The 16,278-nt window shown below is 39.1% G+C and carries 16 protein-coding genes and 4 tRNA genes; 6 read left to right on the top strand and 14 right to left on the bottom strand.

Annotated features, from left to right (window positions below; genetic code table 11):
* Both JGE69_RS15455 and JGE69_RS15450 read left to right on the top strand, forming a co-directional pair.
* Positions 1 to 1,785 (top strand): DUF2157 domain-containing protein, encoded by a 1,785-nt coding sequence (locus tag JGE69_RS15455; protein ID WP_199114081.1) that lies wholly within the window; start codon positions 1 to 3, stop codon positions 1,783 to 1,785.
* Entirely contained in the window at positions 1,782 to 2,342 is a 561-nt protein-coding gene (locus JGE69_RS15450; RefSeq protein ID WP_199114080.1) for a GDYXXLXY domain-containing protein, read from the top strand. The genes JGE69_RS15455 and JGE69_RS15450 overlap by 4 nt, the downstream gene beginning before the upstream one ends.
* Positions 2,343 to 2,387: 45 nt before the next feature.
* Here JGE69_RS15450 and panD read toward each other — a convergent pair whose 3' ends face one another.
* The 11 genes from panD to JGE69_RS15395 form a co-directional block, all read right to left on the bottom strand.
* Positions 2,388 to 2,768, bottom strand: a complete 381-nt coding sequence (gene panD, locus JGE69_RS15445) for an aspartate 1-decarboxylase (RefSeq protein WP_002120296.1) — start codon at positions 2,766 to 2,768, stop codon at positions 2,388 to 2,390.
* 131 nt (positions 2,769 to 2,899) lie between these two features.
* Positions 2,900 to 3,481 (bottom strand): aminoacyl-tRNA hydrolase, encoded by a 582-nt coding sequence (gene pth / locus JGE69_RS15440; protein WP_002120328.1) that lies wholly within the window; start codon positions 3,479 to 3,481, stop codon positions 2,900 to 2,902.
* Between the two features lie 20 nt (positions 3,482 to 3,501).
* Positions 3,502 to 3,798: a 50S ribosomal protein L25 gene (gene rplY, locus JGE69_RS15435; protein ID WP_002120443.1), complete on the bottom strand. Its 297-nt coding sequence runs from the start codon at positions 3,796 to 3,798 to the stop codon at positions 3,502 to 3,504.
* Between the two features lie 96 nt (positions 3,799 to 3,894).
* Positions 3,895 to 4,845: a ribose-phosphate pyrophosphokinase gene (locus JGE69_RS15430; protein ID WP_002120445.1), complete on the bottom strand. Its 951-nt coding sequence runs from the start codon at positions 4,843 to 4,845 to the stop codon at positions 3,895 to 3,897.
* A gap of 36 nt (positions 4,846 to 4,881) precedes the next feature.
* Positions 4,882 to 4,956: transfer RNA gene (locus tag JGE69_RS15425), tRNA-Gln, on the bottom strand.
* Positions 4,957 to 5,047: 91 nt separating this feature from the next.
* Positions 5,048 to 5,122 (bottom strand) — tRNA-Gln (locus JGE69_RS15420).
* A 20-nt stretch (positions 5,123 to 5,142) separates the two neighbouring features.
* Positions 5,143 to 5,217: transfer RNA gene (locus tag JGE69_RS15415), tRNA-Gln, on the bottom strand.
* A 26-nt stretch (positions 5,218 to 5,243) separates the two neighbouring features.
* A tRNA-Gln gene (locus JGE69_RS15410) sits at positions 5,244 to 5,318 on the bottom strand.
* Complete coding sequence (gene ispE, locus JGE69_RS15405) at positions 5,317 to 6,150, bottom strand: 4-(cytidine 5'-diphospho)-2-C-methyl-D-erythritol kinase (protein ID WP_060466115.1); 834 nt, start codon at positions 6,148 to 6,150, stop codon at positions 5,317 to 5,319. Before ispE ends, JGE69_RS15410 begins: the two co-directional genes overlap by 2 nt.
* Before the next feature lie 18 nt (positions 6,151 to 6,168).
* Positions 6,169 to 6,747, bottom strand: coding sequence for a lipoprotein insertase outer membrane protein LolB (gene lolB, locus JGE69_RS15400; RefSeq protein ID WP_005070955.1), 579 nt, complete (start codon positions 6,745 to 6,747; stop codon positions 6,169 to 6,171).
* Positions 6,748 to 6,751: 4 nt separating this feature from the next.
* On the bottom strand, positions 6,752 to 8,461 hold the full coding sequence (locus JGE69_RS15395; protein ID WP_005070953.1) for a tetratricopeptide repeat protein: 1,710 nt from the start codon (positions 8,459 to 8,461) through the stop codon (positions 6,752 to 6,754).
* Between the two features lie 88 nt (positions 8,462 to 8,549).
* Here JGE69_RS15395 and hemA point away from each other — a divergent pair, with 88 nt between their 5' ends.
* Positions 8,550 to 9,833, top strand: coding sequence for a glutamyl-tRNA reductase (hemA, locus tag JGE69_RS15390; protein WP_017387242.1), 1,284 nt, complete (start codon positions 8,550 to 8,552; stop codon positions 9,831 to 9,833).
* Here the strand turns inward: hemA and JGE69_RS15385 are convergent.
* Positions 9,830 to 11,698, bottom strand: coding sequence for a DNA primase (locus JGE69_RS15385; protein ID WP_199114079.1), 1,869 nt, complete (start codon positions 11,696 to 11,698; stop codon positions 9,830 to 9,832). The genes hemA and JGE69_RS15385 overlap by 4 nt on opposite strands.
* A 157-nt stretch (positions 11,699 to 11,855) precedes the next feature.
* Positions 11,856 to 13,019: an outer membrane protein assembly factor BamD gene (locus JGE69_RS15380; RefSeq protein WP_060466114.1), complete on the bottom strand. Its 1,164-nt coding sequence runs from the start codon at positions 13,017 to 13,019 to the stop codon at positions 11,856 to 11,858.
* A gap of 71 nt (positions 13,020 to 13,090) precedes the next feature.
* Here JGE69_RS15380 and rluD point away from each other — a divergent pair, with 71 nt between their 5' ends.
* From rluD to JGE69_RS15365, 3 genes are all read left to right on the top strand, one after another.
* Positions 13,091 to 14,143: a 23S rRNA pseudouridine(1911/1915/1917) synthase RluD gene (gene rluD / locus JGE69_RS15375; protein WP_005075271.1), complete on the top strand. Its 1,053-nt coding sequence runs from the start codon at positions 13,091 to 13,093 to the stop codon at positions 14,141 to 14,143.
* Positions 14,144 to 14,153: 10 nt separating this feature from the next.
* Entirely contained in the window at positions 14,154 to 14,891 is a 738-nt protein-coding gene (gene pgeF / locus JGE69_RS15370) for a peptidoglycan editing factor PgeF (protein WP_199114078.1), read from the top strand.
* Positions 14,892 to 15,080: 189 nt separating this feature from the next.
* Positions 15,081 to 15,632 (top strand): flavodoxin family protein, encoded by a 552-nt coding sequence (locus JGE69_RS15365; RefSeq protein WP_005075275.1) that lies wholly within the window; start codon positions 15,081 to 15,083, stop codon positions 15,630 to 15,632.
* Between the two features lie 48 nt (positions 15,633 to 15,680).
* Here the strand turns inward: JGE69_RS15365 and smpB are convergent, their stop codons facing one another.
* Positions 15,681 to 16,157 carry an SsrA-binding protein SmpB gene (gene smpB, locus JGE69_RS15360; protein WP_002120348.1) on the bottom strand — a complete coding sequence of 159 codons (477 nt, stop codon included), beginning with the start codon at positions 16,155 to 16,157 and terminating at the stop codon, positions 15,681 to 15,683.
* Between the last annotated feature and the right edge of the window lie 121 nt (positions 16,158 to 16,278).

Below are 16,278 nucleotides of genomic sequence, written 5' to 3'. Positions count from 1 at the left end.
ATGCAGATAAAAGACTATTATCCTCTGACCAATAGCTCGTTTATTCAGCATCTCCATATTTTCAGTTATGTATTTATGGCGGTAAGTATTCTGTATTTAATTGCTGCCAACTGGTTGATGCTCCCAGACAGTATTCAACTCGCTATCCCGCCCGTTATATTACTTGTAACAGCATGGTTCAGCACAAAAGATACTTTAAGCGATGGGGTTAGGCAGACCTTACATAGCGTTTGTGGTTTGATGATAGGTTTAAGCTTGGCTGTTATTGGACAGGTTTATCAAACTGGTGCAGACAGTTATTTGCTTTTTTTAATTTGGACATTGCTTTTACTGCCGTGGTTATATCGACCGAATATTGGAATCTTTGCTTTAATTTGTATTACCAGTCAACTTACACTTTTTTTATTTTTTAAACAGACTTTCTGGTCTGAAAAGTTTCCTTATTTATATTTAATCGCTCTAAATTTATTAAGCCTTATTGAGTTTTGGGTATGTATAAAGAAATATCGTGCTTTACGATTTGTCTTTATCGCTTGGTTCGCCGTTATTTCGATTATTGGAATGATTCAATATTTATCGAATGAGAATATTCCTTATCTAATTTCTGCCTTCTTTTCCGGAATAGTCGTTTTTTATTATTTCTTCAAAAAAGATGATCAGCTATGTGCTAGTTTGATGGCAGCTGTTCTTGGTGTGACTGCAACGATATGGCTTGTAGATGGGATTAATAACCTATTTAAAGACTCTAATGAGTTCATATTTTTATTGATTGCAGGCATTATTTTTATTTGGTTTGCGCTGATCAGCTATCTTTTAATAAAAATTTTTCGTCAAAGCCGCTTTTATGTCATTCCATTGGCAATTGGTGCTTGGCTTGCTGGCTTGTCACTTGCAGCTTTTACGCTGGTGTTTTGGGAAGCTATTTCTTTAGTTATTGGAGTTGTTTTTGTTGGATTGGCGTTTATTCTTTTAAAGAAATCACAAAGCTATTTCTTTCGGCAATTTGCCTATTGTTTGTTTATCAGTGGGCAGACCGCTTTCTTGTTTCATCTTGGTTCAGAAACAGATCAAATTCTATGGGTTTTAATTGCACAGATTATTATTCTATGTATTAGTTATTTTCTTAAACCACATTGGTTCTTCATTTTAATTCAAATGCTTGCTACGTATGGCATAGCTTTTATCTATTTGCTACAACTGGACCATTCATTGTGGTCACAACATTCTACTCAGACTTATTTAAATTTAACTTTGCTCAGTTACTTGGTTTTTAGTTTAGTGCTCTTACCTAAGAGAAAATCAATAGCCCTATACGAGCGTAGTATTTTTTTATGCGTGCTGGTCGTAATTCTTGTAGCTTCTTTTTTCAATACTTTTATGGGGTTGGTACCAGAAAATTCGATAGATCAGCAGTTATGGGTTTTATATTTGCTACCTGTTGTCTGGTTACTTTGCTTTAGTGTTCTTCATTTATATCGACAACTTAAGGCACTCACTTTTTTCGCCTTTTTAATATTTGGTGTGTTACTTATTGTGTTGGGATATTTTGAAATTTTCATCCTGCTTATTATTTTAACGTGGGCATTAAAAAAGAAAGATTATATTGTGTATGGAGTGAGCTTAACTGTATTCGTTTTTGTGTTCTGGCAGCTCTATTACAACCTACAAATAACTTTTCTAGCTAAGAGTGCATCTATTTTTATTTCGGGTATTGTTTTGTTGGCTCTGTCTTGGTTACTTCAACGTGAAAATAAAAATGATCTTGTTAAAGGAGAGAAAGAATGAAAAAGTATTTTTCTCTTATTCTTGCATTAGCCACCATATTATTTTTTGCAGGTTTAGTGGCGAAAAACGAATGGCATTTGCACCATAGTAAAAGTATTTTTATTGAGCTTAAGCCAGTTGACCCTCGTTCAATTTTACAAGGTGACTATATGGCACTGGCTTATGAATTACATTTACAATCTCTTAAAGCTCTTGCAGGAAGTGAGGGTGAGGCTCTGGAACAGGTGATTTTTAATCGCTCTTCCGTTCCCGCAAAAGTTATTTTGGATTCACAAAATCGCGTAGTTCGTACCATTTTAGATATCAATAATTCATTTGCTGGGCAGAGGTTAATTTTAAAAAATCCTGAAAATCGTTTGCAGGCTTTACATCCTGCCTCTCGCAGTTTCTTGTTTGCAGAAGGCTTGGCTCAATGTTATGAAAAAGCCAAATATGCTGAATTTAAGGTAAATCCTAAAGGAGATGCGATATTGTTCGAATTACGAGGAGAGCAGCTTCAACCATTAAATTGTGAAAAACAAAAGAACTGGTGGGAAGGAACTATTAAGGATTTATAAAATAATAAAAGCCCGTCAATGCGGGCTTTTTATTTTTAAAATAAATTAGGCAACTTGAACAGGAATGCAATTCGCTGTGTGGTTGACTGTATTATTTGGATTAGCATATACCAAACGTGGTTTATGAATATTTGCTTCAGCTTCAGTAAAATCACCAAATGTAGCAATAATTACTAAATCGCCAACGTCTGCTTGATGTGCAGCACCGCCGTTTACAGAAATAATTCCAGAGTTATCTTCACCACGAATCGCATAAGTTGTGAAGCGTTTGCCATTGGTTACATTCCAAACATGAATTTCTTCATATTCACGAATACCAGCTAAGTCCATCAATACGCCATCAATTGCACAAGAACCTTCATAGTGAAGTTCAGCATGGGTTACAACTGCACGGTGAATTTTGCATTTTAATAAACGAGATAGCATGGCTAGCGTCTCCTGAGTAGACCTAAGATGTAGATCTTATGGTGAAATCTTTAGCTTTTGCGGTTGGCAAAGTGGCTGATGCGCATTTTGCTCCTAAAAAAGCAAGATAGCAAGCATGATTGTTCAACAATTTAAGTGGGTTTATATGCATTAATTTGATTCATGGCCTGTGGAACTTGTCCTTGAACAAGTAGCTTCACTTTAGAAAGGGCATGATCAATTGCTGCATCCATCAGACTTTGTTCACTACTTGGTGCTTTTCCAAGTACGTGACCTGAAACTTTCTCTTTCGAGCCAGGATGTCCGATACCAATACGTAAACGGTGAAAATTTGGACCAATATGAGGGACAATGTCACGTAAACCGTTATGACCACCGTGTCCACCGCCTGTTTTAAGACGAATTACACCTGGGTTCATATCAAGTTCATCATGAGCAATCAAAATTGCTTCGGGAGCAATTTGATAAAATTTTGCAAATGGAACTACACTTTGTCCAGAACGGTTCATAAATGTAGTGGGTAGAAGTAGACGGACATCGTGTCCTTCTATATTACCACGTCCACTGATTCCGTGAAATTTCGGATCATTTTTTAATGTAATGCCATATTTGTCAGCAAGTTGTTCAATGAACCAAAAACCTGCATTATGGCGGGTTTGGGCATATTCTGAACCAGGATTGCCCAAACCAACAATTAGCGAAATATTTGACACTAATCTACGCCTTTAAACACTTATGCGCGTTTGAAGTCAGCGTGCATAGGAGTGTTTTTAGATGGGTGACGTTGTAACGCTTGGATTTTAACGTTTTCAACTTTGTCGCCCACTTTGATTTCTACAACTTCTTCAAAGAAAGCATTGCTTTCTAAAGCTTTTACAAGCTCACGAAGTTCTAAAGTAACAGTTACAGGCTCAGCGTTGCCACCATAAATGATAGCTGGAATTAAAGCTTCGCGACGAAGGCGGCGGCTCGCACCTTTCCCTTGTTTGTCTTCAGCACGCGCTTGAGCGTTTAATACGAAGTTTGCCATGAGTAAATCCTCATTAAAGTTTAAAAGACTAAACTTGCGACCAGTTTAGTGATAGAAAACCCCAGCCAAGGCTAGGGTTTATAAAAAGCTGCAATATTATAAACTATCGAACATTGCACTGATAGACTCTTCGTTATTAATACGACGAATCGTTTCAGCAACCATGCTAGCAACAGAAACCTGACGGATCTTGCCTAAGGTCAATGCTTCTTCAGAAAGAGGAATGGTATCAGTCACAACCAGTTCATCAATAACTGAATTACGTAAGTTTTCAATAGCCTTACCTGATAGTACAGGGTGAGTTGCGTATGCAACTACACGACGTGCACCAAATTGCTTAAGCGCATCAGCTGCTTTACACAATGTACCAGCAGTATCGACCATATCGTCTACGATAACGCAATCACGATCTTTTACGTCACCAATTAAGTGCATAACTTGCGACTCATTGGCTTTTTGACGACGTTTATCAATAATTGCTAAATCGATGTCACCCATCTGTTTGGCAACAGCACGAGCACGTACTACACCACCAACGTCAGGAGAAACCACCATAAGGTTGTCATGTTGTTGTTGACGTAAGTCAGCAAGCAAAGCAGGAGTACCGTAGATGTTGTCGACTGGAATATCGAAGAAACCTTGAATTTGGTCAGCATGTAAGTCGATCATCACGACACGGTCAATACCAACAGTGGTAAGCATGTCTGCGACAACTTTAGCTGTAATCGGCACACGTGCAGAACGTGGACGACGGTCTTGGCGAGCATACCCAAAATAAGGGATAACAGCGGTAATACGACCAGCACTTGCACGACGCAAAGCATCTGCCATAACCAAGATTTCCATAAGGTTATCATTGGTAGGGGCACAAGTAGGCTGAACGATAAATACGTCTTTACCACGAACATTTTCAGTAATTTCTACTGAAATTTCTCCATCAGAAAAGTGACCGACTGATGCAGCACCTAGAGGGATATGTAAGTGACTTACGACTTTTTGAGCGAACTGTGGATGAGCATTTCCACTAAAAACGACAAGATTGGGCATGAAGCACCCTTGGCGGTTGGTATGTAATGAAATAGATGGCAGGGGCGGCTGGATTCGAACCAACGGATGCCGAGATCAAAACCCGGTGCCTTACCACTTGGCGACGCCCCTAATGCGGCAGAACTTTAATATTTTTGCAATGCAATGTCAAGATTAATCAACAAAAAGCATAGCAATTAAGTCTGTCTTTAAAATAAGAGAATGGCAGGGGCGGCTGGATTCGAACCAACGGATGCCGAGATCAAAACCCGGTGCCTTACCACTTGGCGACGCCCCTAAATTCGATGATATATATGATGGCAGGGGCGGCTGGATTCGAACCAACGGATGCCGAGATCAAAACCCGGTGCCTTACCACTTGGCGACGCCCCTAATATAATCATCATTACAGGTGAGGTTGGCAGGGGCGGCTGGATTCGAACCAACGGATGCCGAGATCAAAACCCGGTGCCTTACCACTTGGCGACGCCCCTAACGTGTAACCTTAAAATGATTAAGAGGAGATTCTTTTAAACTATTTACCAAGTAAGATTTACATGGTGAATGCTTAAGAATTTCATCAATATTCATTTCATTCGTTACTTCAATAAAAACACAAGCACCTGTACCTGTAAGCTTTGCTTGACCAAATTGATCTAAATATTGCATTGCTTCTTCTACTTCAGGGTATAACTGCCGAGCCAGTGGCTCAAAGTTATTTCCAAAATTAGAAGGTTCTAACTGATAGGCGCAAAATTTAGTGGTCTTAGAGTCTCTTGTCAATGTTTTTTGTGAAAAAAGCAATTGAGTGCTGATAAAACAATCAGGTTTTAAAATAATGAACTGTTTTTGATCTAAGTCTATGAATGATAAATGTTCACCGATGCCTTCAGCCCATGCATTTTTACCATAAATAAAAATTGGAACATCGGCACCGAGCTTAACACCGTAGTCCGCAAGTTGTTCTTTCTCTAGGCCACATTCCCATAATTGATTTAACACAATAAGTGTTGTGGCGGCATTAGATGAACCGCCGCCTAGACCCGCACCCATTGGAATATTTTTTTCAATTTTGATGTCCAAGCCACAAAGTTTTTTTGCATGTGGTTTTAGTATTTGAGCTGCTCGATAAATCAAGTTTTCTTCAGCTCGAACTTCACTCAACCCATCAATTTTGATTTCTTCGCCCAAAGTCGGTGTAAATGTCATCCAATCATATAAATCAATTAGTTGGAAAATGGTTTGTAGCTCATGGTAACCATTTTCACGTCGGCCTGTAATATGTAAAAACAGGTTGAGCTTAGCAGGGGAAGGAACTCGAATCATAGATTTATATAATTAGACTTAGCGGTTTTGGATGACCATTGTAATACGGTTTTCTTTATCTTCAGCAAGAGCTTGCTTTAAAACCAGTTTGTTTGGCAAAGTTTGTTCACCATCGTAACTGAAATTAACTGTCCAGCCATCTTCAATCAGTTGACTCACTCGATTTGCAGCGTCTTTCGTAATTTGAGCATTTAGCGTTGCTGGTTTTGCTAAAATCCAGCTTGTTAAGTGTGTAATTGGTGCTTGCCAACCCGTTGCACGTTCTAAAAGTTCTTCTGGAGAGGCTGCGCTAATAAGTCCTGTTTTAGAACTGTTTAAAGTTACTTCGCCTGGTTTACCCTGAATTTGGGTTTTTCCAACGCCTAAAATACCGCTTAATTCGATATCAAAATTATCTTGCTGTTGAAGCCAGGTAAAAAACGCACTACCGGTTTGCTGTGGTGTACGAACCCCAATCTTACCTTGTAAATTAAAGTGTTTTTCGTCTTGAACTTGTTGGGTAACCGCTGGTTTTGGTTGAGTAAAATGCTGACAACCGGTTAGAAATAATACACTTGATCCACAGATCGCTGTGCACAGTTGGGCAAATTTGCTCATATATTTAACTCTTTTTTGCAGATGTAGGTAAAATTAACGCATCAAGCTGTTGTAATTGTGGATCATTGGCATGTTTTTGTTTCAGTTGTTGTAACACTGCGCTAAATTGCGTGAGTGACCCTTGCATATACAAAGCTTTAGCATAACGAACGCCAATATTTATATTATGGCTAAGTTCATACGCTTTGCCTAAGGCTTCCGCCGCAGCTTCATAATCATTCTGTAAAAATGCAATATAACCTAGCGTATCAAGAATTGAGGCCTGTTCAGGCGCATATTCTAATGCTTGCTCTGCATACTGACGTGCTTCTTTTAAACGACGGTTTTGCAGTGCTAGTGTATAAGCATATGCATTTAGATAAGTTGGGCTGTTGGGCTCAAGTTGTAATAATTGTTTTAAGGTTTTGTCCAGCTTGTCACGGTCCGTATATGGATCAAGTAATAAAACTTCCGCATAAATCAGTTCTGGGTCGTCGGGTAGGTTTTTAATTGCTTCATCTAATAGATTTAGTGCAGCTTTTTTATTGCCCATTTTCTTTAAGATTTCAGCTTGGGCTTGATATAAGAAACTTGCATGTTGAGGATAATTTACTCGTTCTTGAGTAAGGAACCGTAAAGCATCGTGTAAGTTTTCTTGTTTATCATATATTGCGATCAAGTTTCGTCTAGATACCACATATAAACTGCCATCAACTAAACGATAGTAAGCTTTTGCAGTTTCATAATGCTGTTTACGCTCTGCATTAATGGCTAAGTAGTAATACGCTTCATTTTGGTATTTTGCCGAGTTTCGTAGGTCAACAAGATATTGTTCCGCTTTGTCATATTGCTTTAAATCAATACTCGTTAAGCCTGCAATAAATAAGGCTTCTTCAGCTTTGGGGTTGGTTTCTATAATCTTTTCAAGTTTTTCTAATGCAAGCTGAGATTGGTTAATTTGTATGAGATAGCGGATTTCAGCTAATCGAATATCTAAATTTTTCTTATTTTTACGACTCGACTTTGCATACCATTTAAGCGCACCTTCTTGATCGCTGAGAGCAATAAGTAAGTTTGCTTTCATTAAAATAAAGCTCGTTACTTTAGGACGTCGACGTAATGCTTTGTTAATGTTGGTTAGCGCAGTTTGTAATTGGCCATTTTGAGCTTCTAAATTGGCGATGAGTGCCAAAATAGAAGGATTGTCTTTTTCTGCGCTAGAACGTAAAGCTGTTAATAATACTTCTCGATCTTGCGCATTTTCTGGAGCAATGCTAGCTAAAATTTGTTCTAAATCAGCAGTGGGATCTATCTTTAAGATTTTATCTAATGTCTCAGCAGCAAGCTGATATTCGTGCGTTTTTAAAGCAATGTGTGACAAATAAAATAAAGCTGGTACATCTTTAGGTTCTTGAGCTACCCAGTGTGTAGCAATATTTAACGCAGCTTGTAAATCATTATATTCAAGTGCAACGTCTAAAGCTCTCTGCTTAATTGATGTAGAGTTGCTTTTAATTGCGAGCACTGTGTAATTATGCAAAGCGTTTGGAATATCGTCATAAGCTAGAGCAAATTCAGCGACCATCGTTTGCTCTAGTGCCTGATCAAATGAATGCACGGCATAGGTCTCTTGCACAGGACGTGCATAGACATACGAGGACATGCTACCTAACAACAAGAATGTGGTAGAATACTGTCTTATCGAAGCACCGTTAAAATTAATACGGCTATTCATTTGACGCAATTTTTATTGATCCAAAGTAATGCTTTTTATGACACCGATGTTGCACAATAGCATAAATTTAGCGAAATGATGATCTGATATGTCTTTCTTTGCATTGGGTGTCAACCATCAAACAGCTTCTGTAGAACTCCGCGAACAAATTGCTTTCAATGCAGAGCGATTAAGTCGTTTGCTTGCCGAACAACGTCATCACCAAAACTTAAAGGATTTGGTGGTTGTCTCGACCTGTAACCGTACAGAAGTTTATGCCATGGCAGAAAACGCCGAAAGCCTTCTAAAATGGTTAGCCGATGCCAATAATATTGATGTAAAGCAGTTAATTCATCATGTTTATCGTTACGAGAATACGCAGGCCATTACACATTTAATGCGAGTGGCGAGTGGTCTAGACTCTCTCATGCTTGGTGAGCCACAAATTTTAGGGCAGGTTAAAAGTGCTTTGGCATTGTCTAAAGAAGCTCAAACGGTCTCTCCTGAATTAAATAGTGTTTTTGAATACGCTTTCTATGCAGCTAAACGGGTACGTTCCGAAACAGCGGTGGGTAGTCATGCTGTTTCGATGGGGTATGCTGTTGCACAATTGGCCTTACAGGTTTTTAGTAAGCCTGAAAAGCTTACCGTAATGGTTGTTGCTGCGGGTGAAATGAATAGCTTGGTTGCTAAGCATTTGGCTGAAATGGGTGTCGCGAAGATTATTATTTGTAATCGTAGCCGTGAGCGTGCTGACCAGTTGGCTCAGGAGATTGCACATCAGGTTGAAGTTGAAATTATTGAGTTTTCAGCATTAGCAGAAAATTTATATCGTGCTGATGTCGTGTCGAGCTGTACTGGTAGTTTATATCAAGTTATTGCTTATTCTGATGTTAAGGCCGCATTAAAAAAACGCCGCTACCAACAAATGTTAATGGTTGATTTGGCGGTACCACGTGATATAGATCCTAAAGTTGAAGCACTTGATGGGGTCTATTTATATGGTGTCGATGATTTACAAAGTGTGATTGATGAGAACCTTGCACAACGTCGTCAGGCGGCTGTTGAAGCAGAGGTAATGGTTAATCAATTAGCTACTCAGCTTATTACGCATCAAAAGGTTAAAGAGGCGGGTAGTACAATTCATGCTTACCGCCAGCACAGTGAAGAGATTAGTCAACAAGAGCTTACACATGCGTTAGAAGCTTTGCATCATGGTGAGAATGCCGAACAGGTATTACAGCATTTTGCACACCGTTTGACGCAAAAACTTATGCATCCTACATCGATATTATTACGTGAAGCTGCTAAAGCAGAAAATCCTGATTATTTTGAATGGTTACAACAGCATTTACAGGATGTGTTTGAGCATGAACGTAAGCCAAAACATTAAGAAAGCAGTCTCAAGCTAATTTGTTTTGTTAACTCATTGAGCTGTTGTCTTAGATTTCTTGATTCAATTAAAGAAATCGGTGATTTCAGCTTCTGACGTAAATATCTTTCTTGCAGACTTAGCGAATATTCCTTAGCTAACTTGTCAGCTACCTCAGGTGCCTGTGTTAATGCCTGAATATTTGTTCTTTGCATAATATCGGCGATTTCATGACAGTAACTACTACACGCACCAAGCACATAATAAGTTGCCAACTCTTGATCATCTGGTAAATCATCAAAAATACGGTTTAATATTGCCAGTACTTTGGCTAATAATTCATCTTGGTGAATATAAGCCCGTAATCCTTCAAAATGAATATAAAGAAAGGGATGATGCATCAAAATTGCAATCGCAAAGTCTTCATCTTTTGTATGGATGTTAAATGAGAGCGAGGCATCGTGGCTGATTTGTGGGGTAAAACGTTTACCTAGTCCGAGTTTTTCACGGAAAGATTGAGTAAGTAAGTAACGGAAAGAACCTTGTTTTGGCAATAACTCGGTGAGTTCTCTGAGTTCTCCCATGACTAAGCTTTTCCCTTCAGGCGTACTGATATCGTGTTGACCTGTTAAGTGCGCAAACACGAAATCGGACAAAAGAGGGGCTTGTTGTAATAGTTTTTGAAAATTTTCGAGTCCTTCTCGACGGATGAGAGAGTCTGGATCGTGATCATTGGGTAGAACAAAAAATTTAAGTTCACGACCATCATTGAGAAGGGGTAAAGCAATTTCTAAAGTTCTGCGTGCTGCTTTTTGACCAGCAGCATCACCATCAAAAGCAATGGTAATACGACTATTTTGTTTAAATAAAATATTAAGGTGTTCAGTATTACTTGCAGTCCCTAAGGTTGCTACAGCTCCTGTAATGCCATATTGCTGAAGCGCAATGACATCCATATAGCCTTCAACCATTAACCAATCGCTAGATTTAAGTTTTCTACCTTCATAAAGTCCGTAAAGTAGCTGATTTTTATGAAAGACTTCTGAATCTGGCGAGTTAATATATTTGGGCTTGATTTCATCATTTAATGCACGCCCACCAAAGCCAACCACTCGGCCTTTCGGGTCGCGAATTGGGAAAATAACGCGGTCACGTAATAGGTCAAAATCACGGCCATTATCGCTCGAGCGGATAAGTCCAAGTTGTTTTAAGCCGTCAATATCATAAGGAAAAGCTTTTTCTAGGTGTTGCCAGTCTTCTGGAGCATAGCCTAAGCGCCAAAATTGAATAGTCTGATTGGTTAGTCCACGCTGTTTAAAGTAATTTTTTGCCTTTTGACTATGAGGTAATTGTTGTTCATAGAACTGAGCAACATTTTCCAGTAAGTCATATAAATTACCTTCTTGAACTGGTTCATCAAAGCTAAACGGCTGTTCGAACTGAGCAAAAGGGTCATCAAAAAATACGGGTTCAAGCGTGTTGTAGCTTTCATCTGATGGCTGCTGTGAAATTACAGGCTCAGCCGTATTTGTTTTAGTAACAGGTGGCTTTGTAACCTGACGGGTATAAGATAGTTTTTTATTCTCAGTATTATCTTTGGGTAATTCAATTCCAGTACTGCTCGATAATTCTTTCATTACCTCAATAAAGTTTCGGTTATCAATATCCATAAGAAAACGGATTGCATTTCCGTTAGCCTGACAACCAAAGCAGTGATAATACTGTTTGTCACGGTAGACATGGAATGATGGCGTTTTTTCTTGATGAAAAGGGCAACAGCCGGAATATGTACGTCCGGTTTTTTTCAATTTCACACGCTGACCAATCAGATCGACAATATCTGTGCGATCTAAAATTTGATCAATCGTATGCTGTGGAATTGCCATAATTCAGATAACCGTATTAAAACTTGATGAGACAGTGAGTCAGAATATTCTGACATGATGAATCGAGATATGCCCAATAAATATTTTAATATTTTATAAAAACAAACAGGCAAGTGATATCACTTGCCTGTTTGTTGATGTTTTTTAAAGCTTAAACTTATTGAGCAGCGTCATCCGCACCTTGTGTTGCCTCGTCTGATTGAACATCAGTTGAAGCTTCAGTAGAGGTTACAGCTGGTGCAACAGTTGTATTTTCTGCTGCTTGTGACTCAGGTTTGTCTAATAAACCGAAGCTTAAACGGTTTGTCCAACTACGTTCAGGCTTAGGAGCTTCAACAGGTGTTTGTTCTGGTGCTTCAGTTTCTTCTTTATCTGAATTACCAATTAAACCAAAACTAACACGGTTGAGGAAACCACGTTTTGGAGCTTCTGCTTCAGTTGTGCTCTCTGGCGTTGCAGCAGTCGATTCACGACCGAAAATACCTAAAGTTGCACGGTTGATCCAGTTACCTTCTTTACGAGCAGCACGCATGTTAACTGTGCCGTCTTTTTTCACAAGGCTTGGATAATTAAGCTTTAAAACTTCAATATATTGTTGGGAAGTAGCTTTATCACCTAACTTGTCATAGCTGTATGCCAAAGTGGCTAAAGCTTCTGGAATTTGAGGTGTTTGTGGATAGTGTTCAATCACCCATTGCGAACGTTCTGCAGCGGCGATCCAAGCTTTACGTTTAACGTTGAAGCGGGCAGCAGTCATTTCATTTTCGGCAAGTTCTTGCCCAATGAATTTCATACGCTGAGCAGCATCAACAGAATATTGGCTACTTGGGAAACGACGAATTAAATCAACAAAGTTTTGATACGCAACTTTTAAATAACTCACATCACGATGGGACTGTTGCAAAGAGGTATAACGCATCAAACTGTCGTAGTTTTGCTCCATATTGGCAACAGCACGAACATAATAAGCATAATCCACATTTGGATGTTGAGGATTTAAACGAATAAAACGTTCTGCTAAGGCAATGGCGCCTTCATAATCTTTTTGTTTAAATTTCGAATATAGAAGTTCAAGTTGTGCTTGTTGAGCGTATTGTCCAGTCGGATAATAAGTATCGATTGCCTCTAAAGACTTGGTCGCATCAAGATATTGACCACGGTCAAGCGACTTTTGGGCTTTTTCGAAGTAAGCTTGTTCACTAGATTGAGGGCCAGTATCGACCACTTCTTTTTTACTTGGATTGCTGCTACAGCCCACAAATGCAGACGCTACACCTAAAGATAAGGCAAGCATCGTAATTTTATAACGTGGTAGCGACATAAAAACTCCTCTGTTATGTTGGGCAATGAGCTACAATTGCGCTATTAAACCACTTTTATCTCAATGATCAAATGACTTCAGCACAATCTTCAAACACAAACTTCTCTGAAACCGACTTCAATTTACTTGAAGATTCTGAGGATGCAGATAACCATACTTCTGATACAACTGCAACACGTTTATCGTTGCAAGTTCAGCTAGATGAAACCTATCTGGGACAACGTATCGACCAAGTAGCAGCCTTGGTGTGGAGCGAGTTTTCACGTGAAAAGCTCAAGCAATGGTTGAAGGATGGCCATCTGTTGGTGAATGGTAACATTGTCAAGCCTAAACACCGTTGTGAAGGAACTGAGCTGCTTACGCTCGAAGTAGAGCTCGAAGCTCAGACGACGAGTCAACCTGAAAATATTCCACTTAATATTGTCTATGAAGATGATGATATTTTAGTCATTAATAAGCCAGTAGGCATGGTAGTACATCCAGGAGCAGGCAATAGTTCTGGAACTTTAGTGAATGCTTTGCTTTACCATTTCCCAAAATTGGCAGAACTTTCGCGCGCTGGTTTAGTACACCGTATTGATAAAGATACCAGCGGTTTACTGGTTGTCGCTAAAAGCCTAGAAGCTCAATTTTCTTTAAGTAAACAGTTGGCAAATAAGACGGTTTACCGTGTATATGATTTGGTTGTTTATGGAAATATTATTGCTGGTGGTACGATTGATGAACCAATTAAACGCCACCCAGTTGACCGTGTGAAAATGGCAATTTTACCGGGTGGGCGAGATGCGGTAACTCACTACAATGTAAAAGAACGCTTTAAAGATTTTACTCGTGTACAAGCTCGTCTTGAAACAGGACGAACACATCAGATCCGTGTACATTTTAGTTACATTGGTTATGGCTTGATTGGCGATCAGGTTTATATGAACCGTGTACGTGTGCCAGCTGGTGCATCTGAGTTGCTCATTGAAACTTTACGTGGTTTTAAACGTCAGGCATTGCACGCAGCGAAATTGGGCTTGAAACACCCTCGTACTGGTGAAGAAATGCTGTTTGAAGCGCCGTGGCCTGAAGATTTTACACATTTAGTGAATGTGTTGCGTTCAGAAAACGCTGCATATTAAGGACGTGCATATGGAATTTGTTCAAGGTTTACCTCAAGGCGTATTTGTAGGGCAGACACGTGTTCAACATCCTTTGGCATTACCAACGGATCAACTTGAATTATCTGGCTTTAATTTGGCTTTACATGTCAAAGATGAGGCACAACGTGTTCAACAGCATCGAATGATATTGTTAGATGAGTTTGCGAAATTTGGTGTTAAAAAAATGACATGGATGACTCAAACGCATAGTACGATTTGCCATACTGTAAATGAACAAATTCCTTTTAAAGCTTTAATTGGCGATGGTTTGGTCACCCAAACAAAAGGCCATGCTTTAATGATGATGACGGCTGATTGCTTACCTGTCGTGTTGGGAAATGCTGAAGGCAGTGAAGTTGCTAATTTGCATGCCGGTTGGCGTGGTTTGGCTGGTGGCATTATTGAAAATACAATGGCCGCTATGCAGAATCCTCCAACTTGGGCATGGTTAGGAGCTGCAATCAGTCAACCTTGTTTTGAAATTGGGGCCGAAGTAAAAACTGCTTTTTGTGATAAATATCCAGAGTTGGAAACAGCTTTTGTTGAGGGCGTGGCTCCAAATAAATTTCATGCAGACTTATATGCCATTGCTCGCTTTATTTTGCAAAGCCTAGGTGTACAGCAAGTCTTAGGTGGAGATCAATGTTCTTATCAACAGGGTGATGAGTATTTTTCTTATCGTCGTGATGCGAAGACAGGACGTATGGCTACGTTTGTTTTTATGTAAGTTTTGATAACTTCCTTAAATGACTCTCTTATTTTATATTTATTAAAAATAGGAGAGTTTTTTATTTAATTTGAAAATATTTCTATAGTTCGCGGTAGTGAAAACCTTATATTTCATATTTATAGATGAAGGTTTAGCAAGCGTTAATAAAATGATAAAATAGAAAAAATCGCTCAAAATTTTAATCTTATGTCTTTGCCTGAAAAACATCTCTCTATTGTCTACCACAGTCCATATGGTCATACCGCGAAGGTAGCTTCCGCTATTGCTGCTGGGGCAGAGGTGATGGGTGTAAAAGTACATTTAATGAATATTGAACATATTGATTGGGATGCACTTGATGCATCGCACGGTATTATTTTTGGTTCACCTACCTATATGGGAAGTATGACGGCCGACTTTAAAAAGTTTATGGACAGTACTTCTAAACGTTGGAAAGAGCGTTTGTGGCAAGGCAAACTTGCAGCTGGCTTTGCAAACTCAGGTGGTCTAAGCGGCGATAAATTAGCGGTATTACAACAATTAAATATTTTTGCGATGCAACATGGCATGCTTTGGTCAGGTTTACCTTTAATGACGACTGGGCATAGTGAAAAAGATTTAAATCGATTATCGAGTTGTTTAGGTTTAATGACGCAGTCAGATAATGCACCTGTTGAAATTACTCCTCCACAAGGTGATTTAGATACAGCTAAATGGTTTGGCGAATATATTGCTGGACTCTTATATAGATTAAATTAATAAATTCCGCGATATAAAAAAGCCTCTAAAAAGAGGCTTTTTATTTAATTACTTATGAAATATACGAGCTTTATCACGCTGCCAATCGCGATCTTTTTCAGTCGCACGTTTGTCGTGAAGCTGTTTACCTTTCACAAGCGCGATTTCAAGTTTAACCAAGTGACCTTTCCAGTAACATGCCAAAGGAACACATGAGTAACCTTTTTGGTTAACTGAACCTGTTAGCTTTTCTAGTTCTCGGCGTGATAATAATAATTTACGTGTACGTGTAGCTTCAGGTACTACATGAGTAGATGCTGAAAGGAGCGGTTGAATTTGTGCACCAAATAAAAACGCTTCACCATTCTTAAAAATGACATAACTTTCTGTCAAACTCATGCGACCAGCACGTAAAGACTTTACTTCCCAGCCGAGTAAAGACATACCAGCTTCAAATTTTTCTTCGATAAAATAATCATGGCGGGCACGTTTGTTTTGTGCGATGGTTCCACCATTATGTTTTTTCACTACTGTTGCTTTCGCCATAATTCAAACTTCCACAATTGCCCCTATTGTGCCGTAAACTGATGCTAAGGTGAAGTTTTTCCTGCACGTCAATATTTCGCCTGATGTATAACTTTTGCTAAAATAGGTTCACAATACAATT

Source organism: Acinetobacter sp. C13 (assembly GCF_016809775.1).
Taxonomy (GTDB): Bacteria; Pseudomonadota; Gammaproteobacteria; order Pseudomonadales; family Moraxellaceae; genus Acinetobacter; species Acinetobacter pittii.
This window is presented reverse-complemented; position numbering and strand designations above follow the sequence as displayed.